8 protein-coding genes are annotated in these 8,899 nt (G+C 72.5%); 6 read left to right on the forward strand and 2 right to left on the reverse strand.

Annotated features, from left to right (window positions below; translation table 11 throughout):
* The 4 genes from CCN42_RS26570 to CCN42_RS26585 form a co-directional block, all read left to right on the forward strand.
* The coding region (locus CCN42_RS26570; RefSeq protein WP_143662015.1) for a glycoside hydrolase family 16 protein at positions 1–827 on the forward strand (827 nt) is incomplete at its 5' end.
* Positions 828–1,022: 195 nt separating this feature from the next.
* On the forward strand, positions 1,023–1,424 hold the full coding sequence (locus tag CCN42_RS26575) for a hypothetical protein (RefSeq protein WP_245877467.1): 402 nt from the start codon (positions 1,023–1,025) through the stop codon (positions 1,422–1,424).
* A 447-nt stretch (positions 1,425–1,871) separates the two neighbouring features.
* Positions 1,872–2,213, forward strand: a complete 342-nt coding sequence (locus CCN42_RS26580) for a hypothetical protein (RefSeq protein ID WP_245877468.1) — start codon at positions 1,872–1,874, stop codon at positions 2,211–2,213.
* 99 nt (positions 2,214–2,312) lie between these two features.
* Positions 2,313–3,371: an aminoglycoside phosphotransferase family protein gene (locus CCN42_RS26585; RefSeq protein ID WP_086739388.1), complete on the forward strand. Its 1,059-nt coding sequence runs from the start codon at positions 2,313–2,315 to the stop codon at positions 3,369–3,371.
* 48 nt (positions 3,372–3,419) lie between these two features.
* Here the strand turns inward: CCN42_RS26585 and CCN42_RS26590 are convergent, their stop codons facing one another.
* Positions 3,420–4,040: a DinB family protein gene (locus tag CCN42_RS26590; RefSeq protein WP_086739390.1), complete on the reverse strand. Its 621-nt coding sequence runs from the start codon at positions 4,038–4,040 to the stop codon at positions 3,420–3,422.
* A gap of 227 nt (positions 4,041–4,267) precedes the next feature.
* Between CCN42_RS26590 and CCN42_RS26595 the strand changes: the two genes are divergently transcribed.
* Together CCN42_RS26595 and CCN42_RS26600 are read left to right on the forward strand one after the other, a co-directional pair.
* A complete protein-coding gene (locus tag CCN42_RS26595) occupies positions 4,268–5,626 on the forward strand; it encodes an alkaline phosphatase PhoX (RefSeq protein ID WP_086739393.1) in 1,359 nt (452 codons plus the stop codon).
* Positions 5,627–6,012: 386 nt separating this feature from the next.
* A complete protein-coding gene (locus CCN42_RS26600; protein ID WP_086739395.1) occupies positions 6,013–7,761 on the forward strand; it encodes a SpoIIE family protein phosphatase in 1,749 nt (582 codons plus the stop codon).
* A 204-nt stretch (positions 7,762–7,965) separates the two neighbouring features.
* On the opposite strand, the gene CCN42_RS26605 is transcribed toward CCN42_RS26600, so the two are convergent.
* On the reverse strand, positions 7,966–8,829 hold the full coding sequence (locus CCN42_RS26605) for an LLM class flavin-dependent oxidoreductase (RefSeq protein WP_086739397.1): 864 nt from the start codon (positions 8,827–8,829) through the stop codon (positions 7,966–7,968).
* Between the last annotated feature and the right edge of the window lie 70 nt (positions 8,830–8,899).

Below are 8,899 nucleotides of genomic sequence, written 5' to 3' on the forward strand. Positions count from 1 at the left end.
CCACACCCCCGCCCGGCGGATCGGGAACCCTCTGGGACGACTTCAGTTACACCACCCACACCGACCCGAAGATCTCCGCCAACGGCTGGTCCGTACGCGCCAACTCCGGTGGCCCCGGCGTCCCGGGCGCCACCTGGGACCCCTCCAACGTCACCTTCTCCACCAGCAACGGCAACACCGTCATGACGCTGGAGACCTCGACCGCGGGCACCCCCGCCAGCACCGAGCACACCGAAGTCCTCACCAAGGCGGCCAAGTTCAAGAACGGCACGTACGCCGCCCGCGTCAAGTTCAGCGACGCCCCCCGGTCCGGGCCCGACGGCGACCGGGTCGTCCAGACCTTCTTCACCATCAACGACCTCAAGGCCCCGATGGCCGACGACTACGCCGAGTACGACTTCGAGTACCTCCCCAACGGCGGCTGGGGTGAGCCGGCCAACATCCTCTACACGACCTCCTGGGAGACCTACAACCCCGACCCGTGGCAGGCGGTCAACCAGCACACCGAGAGCCGTCAGAGCTACGCCGGCTGGCACGACCTCGTCGTCACCATCGACGGCACCTCCATCAAGTACTACGTCGACGGCCGGCTCTTCGGCACCCATGACGCCGCCTACCTGCCCGAACGCCCGATGTCCATCGACTTCAACCAGTGGCTGATCGACCTCGACGGCCAGACGTCCACGACACCGCGGGCCTACGAGCAGCAGGTCGACTACGTCCTCCACGTGAAGGACCAGGTCCTGACCCCCGCTCAGGTCGACGCCAAGATCGCGGCGTACAGGTCGGCCGGTACCGCGTTCGAGGACACGGTGCCCACGGCCTGAGCGGCCTGAGCGGCCCCGAGCCCGCCCTGTACGGCCAGACGGCCGTACAGGGCGGGCTCAAGGTGTCTGAGTGGCCGAGTCGCTTCGGTGGAAGGAGCCGTTTGTCAGTGGCTTGCTGCATGATGCGAAGAAATTGATCGACATCGGCGGAGCTGGGTAGGCGCTTGGGGTCGTCCAGCTCGAGGAGGCCACTCTATGCAGCCCGTCCCCGGTCCGGCCCTGTCACGTGGCACCGAACGCCCGCGGACAGCACCGGCGGAGATCCTGTCGCACCGGAGCCGGTCCTTCGCTCCTGTCAGCACCGTCGGTGCCGATCTGCTGCGGATCGTCTCCGATCCCTCGACGCCCGTGTTTCTGACGGTGCATGCGGGCGGACGCCGCAGATACGGTTACTGGCGGCCGCTCGACGGCCGGAGCGGCCGGGGCAGTTGCTACGTGGCCCTCCCCACCGACGAGTGCGACGCCCTCCACCGGGCCGGCCGGATCGCCCTGGGGGATCCCGTCGTGGATCCCGCCAGGACGATCTACCGCGTCCGGGCGGTGGACACGAGGGTGGCCGGGGCACGCGCGCCCCGGCGGGAGGCCCGTACGGCGTGAGTGCACCGTGGCCTGCTGCCGCGCGGCGGCACCCCCACGCCCCAGGGCCGCAGACACAGAGCGCGGACCTCGTCGGGCGCGTGAGCGTGCGCGCGCGGACGGCTCACTCGCGGGCGTCGCCTGTGACGATCAGGCGGGGCCGCGGCCGGTGCCGCCGCGCGGTCCGTGCCGTGCTGATGCAGCGCCCTCACCGTCGCGCTCGGACTCTCCTTCTGGCAGGCGACGGCCGCCGTCGCCACCGGCGGTCTGTTCCTCCTCGGTCGCCGGGCATCGACCGCCACCCCACCGGGCGCTGGGCGACGCCCTCACCAGGTGGTGCACCGGGGGCCTGGACCCGGCGGAGGGTCCATACCGTTCGCACCTCCCGAACGGCGGCAGGGCCGCGCAGCCCCAGGTACGCGGGTGTCATCGGCCGGGTGCGCAGCACGACGCTCCCGGTCATGCAGCTTGTGCAGTGAGGTCACGCGGGCCGACGGCACGTGGGTGGGCCCGTCCCTGGACGTACAGGACCGCAAGCAGCCGGGGCTGTGCGTGTTCAGTGCCGGGCCGCGGCTGCTGTTCTCCCAGATGTCGCGGCCGGTGCTGCTCGCCGATGTCGGCGAGCGACTCCAAGGCGTCGACTTCTGGCGCACCGACGAGTACCGCTCCTTCGCCCCGCCGCTGCGCGCCGACGTGGGGCGCGCCCTGGCGGACAACCCGCGACGATGGGCTCACCGCTTCGCGCGGTACCTCGTCGACTCGCCGGACAGCCCGCTCTCGATCATCTGCCGCGGGGCAGTGCCGGACTGACTCCGGCCCAGTCGCCGGTGTCTCCAGCCGACGGGGCAGCGCTGACGCGCTCGATGAAATATCCGCAGTCCGTGCCGCTGAGGCCCTACGCTGACCGTCATGGCGATCCGGGTTCCGATCGGCGACGAGCTGCGTTCCGTGCTGGGTTCTCCCGCCAGGACCACGCTGCTGGACAGCAGCCCCCGTTCCCGGGTGTGGCGGGTCGAGCTGCGGGACGGCGGCCGGGTGATCGTCAAACAGATCACCGACGGCGGGGGAACCGGGCCCGACGGGGACGCGCGATACGCACGGGAGGTCGCCGCGTTGCGGCTCGCGGCGCGGGCGGCCCGGCCGGCCGTCGCGCCCGCGCTGCTCGGAACGGACCCGGCGAACCGCGTGATGGTCCTGGAGCACCTGGACGACCTCGGTGCGGCCGACGACTGGATGCCGGGCCACGCCGAGTCCCTCGCCCGGCTGCACGCGCTGACGGGGCCGGCCGACGCGGGCACGCTCCCCGCCTGGTCCGGTCCGAGCGCCGCCGACGCCGAGTCCTTCCTCGCCCTGGCCAGGGCGCTTGACGTCCCCGTCCCGCCGTCGGTGCCGGACGAACTCGCCGGGGTGATCGACCGGCTCGATCCCGCGCCCCACCACGCGCTCCTGCACGGCGATCCCTGCCCCGGCAACGACCTGCGCACCGCCGACGGGGTCCGCTTCGTCGATTTCGAGCAGGCCTCGCTGGGCAACGGCCTGGTCGAACTCGCCTATTTCCGCATCGGGTTCCCGACCTGCTGGTGCGCGATGTCGGTCACCGGCGCGCCACTGTCGGAAGCGGAGGATGTCTACCGCGCCACCTGGCGGAGTCTCACCGGCACGGACGTCCCCGGCGACCTCGCCGACGCCTGCGCCGGCTGGCTGATCCGTGGCGACGCGCTCGTCGAGCGCGCTCATCGCGAGTCGGCCGACCATTTGGCGCGCGTGCCGGTGGAGGACTTCGAGTGGGGGTACATCTCCGCGCGGGAGCGCCTCGTCCACCGGCTCGGCGTGGTCGCCGGCCTGGGCCGCGACCACGACCATCTGCACGCACTCGGCCGTCTCAGCGCCGCTGTGGCCGCCCGCCTGCTGGAACGCTGGCCCACGCTGCGCCCGCTGCCCACGCAGGACACGCGGCCCCGGTACTGACGCCTGTCTCCGCGGCCTGCCCTACGACCGATGTCGTGGACGCGGGGGTCAGCGCGGCCGGGCGCGGTGGAGGTCGCGCAGCAGGGCGACCTCGGCACCGTGGTGCAGCAACTCCTGGTTGACCCACCACACGATGTCGATGAACGGCTCCTCCGGGTCGCTGCCGTGCGGATAGGTGCAGTACCCCACGGTGTCGAGCGCGGCGTCATCGACGCTCACCAGCGCCTGCCGCCAGGCTGCCGCGGCGGCGTCGAAGGCCGCTACCGCTCCTGCGGCGTCCCCGCTGACGTGGTAGTCGTCCCGGGTCAGCGCGTGGCTGCCGGTGGTGTGGTCGGCGCGCAGGAACAGCATCTCGCTGAGGTGGCTCAGGCGCCACGCGATGGTGGTGAAGGGCGGCGGCCAGGGATGCGGGTAGGGGGCGGCGTCGCGCCCCCAGTCGCCGGCGCCGGCCAGGAAGGTCGCGCGCGGCCCCGGCCCGTCCACGCGCGGCCGTACCGACCAGCAGCCGGGCACCGGCTCCCAGAGGTACTCCTCGTCGGTCATGGGGCCGACCTCGGTATCCGCCCCGTCACCACTGTCCATGACCGGTCCTGTCATACGGTCGGCGAGGCGTTCGCGCGCGCAGTCGAACTGCAGCAGTAGCGGAGACAGGCGGGACGGTGTCGTCATGGGGCGCCCCCGTGTCGGACTGATCCAGGCATGGTCCGCCAGCCTGACACAGCCGGCAGGGCGGCCGCGTCTCACTTTCGCCCGCGACTCTCCGGCAGGCCGGCGGCGGGTTCACGGCAGGTTGTCTCACCGCTCACCTTCCGTTCAACGGCGCCCCGGGGGTTAACTCTTAGGGTGACTGGCGCCGCCCCCTCCTTCTGACAGTTCGTCGTATCGAGAGGACTCCCATGACAGGCACGTCCGCGGGAAGACCGACCGGTTCAGGCTTCGAACGGCGCACCCTGCTGCGCGGAGCGGCGGTGGCCGCTGCCGCCTCCGTCCCCTTCCAGGCTCTCGCCGCGCGCACGGCGGCGGCCGCTCCGGTCAAGCTCGACTTCGACCCGGGCTACGGCCCGTTGAGGCCGGTGAAGGACGAGGCGACCGGACTGGAGCTGCTTCAGCTGCCGCGCGGTTTCCAGTACATCTCCTACGGCTGGACGAACGACCTCATGGACGACGGCGTGCGCACGCCGGGCGCGCACGACGGCATGGCTGCCTTCCGCCGCGGCGACAAGGTCCACCTGGTGCGCAACCACGAGATCGCCGCCGGTGCCGCCTTCACCGCGCCCGCCTACGATCCCGGCGCCGGCGGCGGCACCACGACGCTGGTGTTCGACCCCGACGCCGGTCAGTGGCTGGAGTCGTACGGCAGCCTCGGCGGCACCATGCGCAACTGCGCCGGCGGGCCGACCCCGTGGAAGACGTGGCTCACCTGCGAGGAGTCCTTCTCCACGGTCTCCGGCAAGCGCCACGGCTACATCTTCGAGGTGGCCTCGGAGGGCAAGGGCAACCCCGAGCCGTACCGGGCGATGGGCCGGTTCAACCACGAGGCGGTCGCCGTGGATCCGGCGACGGGATACGTCTACGAGACCGAGGACCGCCCCAACGCCTCGCTGTACCGGTTCGTTCCCAGCGTGCCCGGCGACCTGGCCAAGGGCGGCCGGCTCGAGGCGCTGCGCATCGGCGACACCTCGTACGACACCCGCCTCGACGGCGAGCAGTGCTACGGCACCGTCTCCTGGGTGCCGGTGGACGACGTCGACCCGGCGACCGACACGGTCCGGGCGCAGGCGCAGGCGAACGGCGCCGCGGTGTTCAGCCGGCTGGAGGGCGCCTGGTACGGCAATGAGCGCATCTACGCGATCACCACCGACGGCGGTCCCGTCCGGCAGGGCCAGGTCTTCGAACTCGACCCGTGCACCGACGAGTTCCGGGTGCTGTTCGCCTCACCCGGCGCCGACGTCCTGAACAACCCCGACAACATGTGCGTCAGCCCGCGCGGGGGCCTGGTGCTGTGCGAGGACGGCTCCGACACCGAGTACGTGCAGGGGCTGACCCCGGAGGGCGAGATCTTCCGTTTCGCCGCCAACACGGTGGACCTGCGGGGCGGGACCGCGGGCAAGAACGTCCCGGCGGCCGACCACCGGGGCTCGGAGTGGGCCGGTTCGGTCTTCGAGCCGAAGAAGGGCAAGTGGCTGTTCGTGAACGTCCAGACCCCCGGCATCACCTTCGCCATCACCGGGCCCTGGGTGCGCGGAGCGTTGTGACGCGTCCGCCGCCCGGCGACACGTCCGCCACCGCCGGAGGCGGGTGAAGCCCGCCCTCCCGTACGCCGTCCGGGTCAGCGGAACCGACCCGGGCGGCGTCCTGCTGCGCCATCCACGTGAGCCGGAGCCGGACCTTGATCGCTGCTCGATCCGCCGGCCGCGCCCGGGGGCCGCCCTCTCGTGCCCGCCCGCCCGTGCGGCGCGCGATCTCATCCGGCTGTCGCCGGGGTGAAAGGGGTGAGAGGGTGACCAGGCCTCCTCATGCCGTAGAGAATGAGTCTGTTCCTGCACACGAGGGGCATATACACAGGCACGCGGAAGCAGCGGGCGACCGGCGTGCCGGTGTCTCCTGGCGGATGTGATGATCGGCAGGGCAGAGGAGGATCATGGCCGTAGCAGGGTCTGCGTGGGTTCCCGGGGAGCCGGGGGCGCCGTCGGCCGTGCTCGCGCGGCGTTTGGACGCGATCGGTACCGGCGCCTATGTGGTGGACCCACAGGGTCGGATCATCGCCGTCAACGCCCTGGCCGAGCGACTCCTGGACCGGTCCGCCGCGGCTCTTCTCGGCCGCGATGCGCACGACCTGCTGCACCGGGACTCCGGCGGCCGGCACATGCCGAGGGCTCAGTGCCGTATGCGGCAGGCCTTCCACGCCGGGCGCCCCGCCCAGGCGGAGACCGACTACTTCGCACGCGGTGACGGTTCGCTGCTGCCCATCTCGTGGCTGATCGCCCCGTACGAGGCCGGTGCCGACGAGACTGCCACGCTGGTGCTCTTCCACGCGGTGGATCGCCCGGTCAAGACCGGCACCCGGGCGGACCCGTCGGCCCAGCCCTTGACGGAGCTCGAACGGCTGGCGCTGCTGGCCGAGGCGACGACGCGGCTGACCTCCACGCTCGACGCGGAGGAGACGCTGCGGCGGCTGGTGACTCTGGTGGTGCCCCGGCTGGCGGAGTGGGCCGTCATCGATCTGATCACCGAGCGGGACGAGGTGTGGCGTGCGGTCGTCGTCCACGGCGAGGGGGAGACCCTGGTGCACCACGACGACCTCCAGGGACCGATGCCTCCGCTTCCGGAGGACTCGCCGATGCCACTGTCCAGGGCGCTGCGCGGGGTCGCTTCCGCGGTGGCCGCACCGGAGACGTACCAGCGGGAGCCGGATTCCGGTATCGCGCTCGAGCAGCGCCGCCTGTTCGAGGCCACCGGCATGCACTCCGCCGCCATCGCCCCCATCCGCAGCGCCCGTGAGGTCCTGGGCGCCCTGACCCTGGGCCGTGCCGGCCAGTCGCAGGCGTTCACGCCCGCCGATCTGCCGCTGATCGAGGACATCGCCCGCCGCGCCGGGATCGCCTTGGACAACGCGCGTCTCTACCAGCGTCAGCGCAAGGTCGCCGAGACCATGCAGAACCACCTGCTGCCCCAGATGCCGCGGGTGCCCGGGCTGGAGATGACGGTCCGCTACCTGCCCGCGCCCAATGCCTCGCAGGTCGGCGGTGACTGGTACGACGCCTTCCGGCTGTCCGACGACGCCACCGCGCTGGCCATCGGCGACGTCGTCGGCCACGACCTGGAGGCCGCGGCCGGAATGGCCCAGGTGCGGAACATGCTGCGCGCCTACGCCTGGTCCCAGCAGGAGCCGCCCAGCCGGATCGTCGAACGGCTGGACGAGGCGATCATGCACATCACCGACGTCACGATGGCCACCGTGATCCTCTCCAGGGTCGAGGAGACGGCCGACGGCCACTGGCAACTGTCCTGGACCAACGCGGGCCACCCGCCCCCGCTGCTGATCAGCCACGACGGACTGGCCCGCTACCTCACCGACGGCCACGGCATCCTCCTGGGAACAGGGCTGGGCAGGCGCCGCCCGGACGCAACGGTGCTCCTGCCGCCCGGCTCCACGCTCGTCCTCTACACCGACGGCCTGATCGAAGAACCCGGCCACACCCTCGACGAGGGCCTGGACCGGCTCCGCCGGCACGCCGCCGCCCTCGCCCACCGCCCGCTGGCCTCCTTCACCGACCAGCTGCTGCGCCGGGTACGCCCGGCCGACAACGACGACGACGTCGCTCTCCTGACCCTGCGCACGCCCGCCCGGCCGAGCACCGGCCAGGCGGCCCCCACAACCCGCCCGTGAGCGATGTCCGCACCGCCGGATCGCCGGATGCCCGGCCTTGAACGGGGCGGATGGTCACGTGGGCCACGTCGTCATGCGCGGGACGCGGTCACCCGCAGGGGCCGTCGCTGCCGCTCCGGTCTCCCACGGGCGGTGGCGCTGCCACCGGGCGACCGCGTCGGCCCGACCCTCACGCCGCGCAGCCGCTGACGTCAAAAGGGCTGGTCAGATCACCGGAGGGCCTGCCTCGACCCGGCGCAGCACCGGGGGCAGACGGTCCAGGTCGGGATCGGTCTGCACCTGCCGTTCGTCCCACCAGGTGGCGCCGGCGTCATGGAGCGGGCCGATCACGTCCCTGGCTCTGGCCGGGGCCGGGGGAGTGGCACCGCCCAGCACGAAGTCGAAGGGGCGCCCGGACGCGGCCGTTCGGTGCTTGCGCACGTAGTCCACCAGGTCCCGTACTTGCGCGGGGTCCGGCGCATGGCCGTGCCGGGCGCTTTCGAACAGCGGCACCGCACCGTCCCACCGCGCCGCCCGCCGCATGGGCGCGCGACGCGGCCAGAACCCGCCGATCCACACCGGCGGACGGGGCCGCTGCGCGGTGGCGGGGAGCAGCGTCACGTCGCGGGCCTCGTAGTGCCGGCCGGAGTGGCGCACCGGCTCGCCGGACCAGAAGCGTTCCAGCAGTTCCAGTCCCTCGTCCAGCCGCTCGGCGAGGACGCGCGGTTCGGCGGTGTCGCCGAAGGCACGGTATTCGTCCTCCAGCGGCCCGCCCAGCCCGGCGGCGAAGACCACCCGGCCACCGCTGAGCCGGTCCAGGGTGGCCACTTGGCGGGCGAGTTGCTGTGGCCGGTAACGGGGGACGGGCGTCAGCAGCGTGCCCAGCCGGATGCGGGAGGTCGCCAGCGCGGCCGCGGTCAGCAGCATCCACGGGTCTCCGAAGGGACGCCCCTGGTGCCCGCGGTGCAGCACGTGGTCCCAGACGAAGAGCCCGTCCCACCCGGCTTGCTCGGCGGCGGCCGCCACGGCGGCGACGTTGCGGGGGTCGGCGAAGTCACCGAAGTTGGGGACGTTGACGGAGAAGCGCATCCCCGCAGGATGCGCGGCCGAGCGTGCCGGGGCAATCGGTTTCGAGCCACCCCTCCCCGACGGCCGGACC

Source organism: Streptomyces glaucescens (assembly GCF_002154375.1).
Classification (GTDB): domain Bacteria; phylum Actinomycetota; class Actinomycetes; order Streptomycetales; family Streptomycetaceae; genus Streptomyces; species Streptomyces glaucescens.

Coding starts and splice junctions, on each gene's coding strand:
- CCN42_RS26575 (WP_245877467.1), top strand. CDS start 1,023: ATGCAGCCCGTCCCCGGTCCGGCCCTGTCACGTGGCACCGAACGCCCG.
- CCN42_RS26600 (WP_086739395.1), top strand. CDS start 6,013: ATGGCCGTAGCAGGGTCTGCGTGGGTTCCCGGGGAGCCGGGGGCGCCG.
- CCN42_RS26605 (WP_086739397.1), bottom strand. CDS start 8,829: ATGCGCTTCTCCGTCAACGTCCCCAACTTCGGTGACTTCGCCGACCCC.
- CCN42_RS26595 (WP_086739393.1), top strand. CDS start 4,268: ATGACAGGCACGTCCGCGGGAAGACCGACCGGTTCAGGCTTCGAACGG.
- CCN42_RS26585 (WP_086739388.1), top strand. CDS start 2,313: ATGGCGATCCGGGTTCCGATCGGCGACGAGCTGCGTTCCGTGCTGGGT.
- CCN42_RS26590 (WP_086739390.1), bottom strand. CDS start 4,040: ATGACGACACCGTCCCGCCTGTCTCCGCTACTGCTGCAGTTCGACTGC.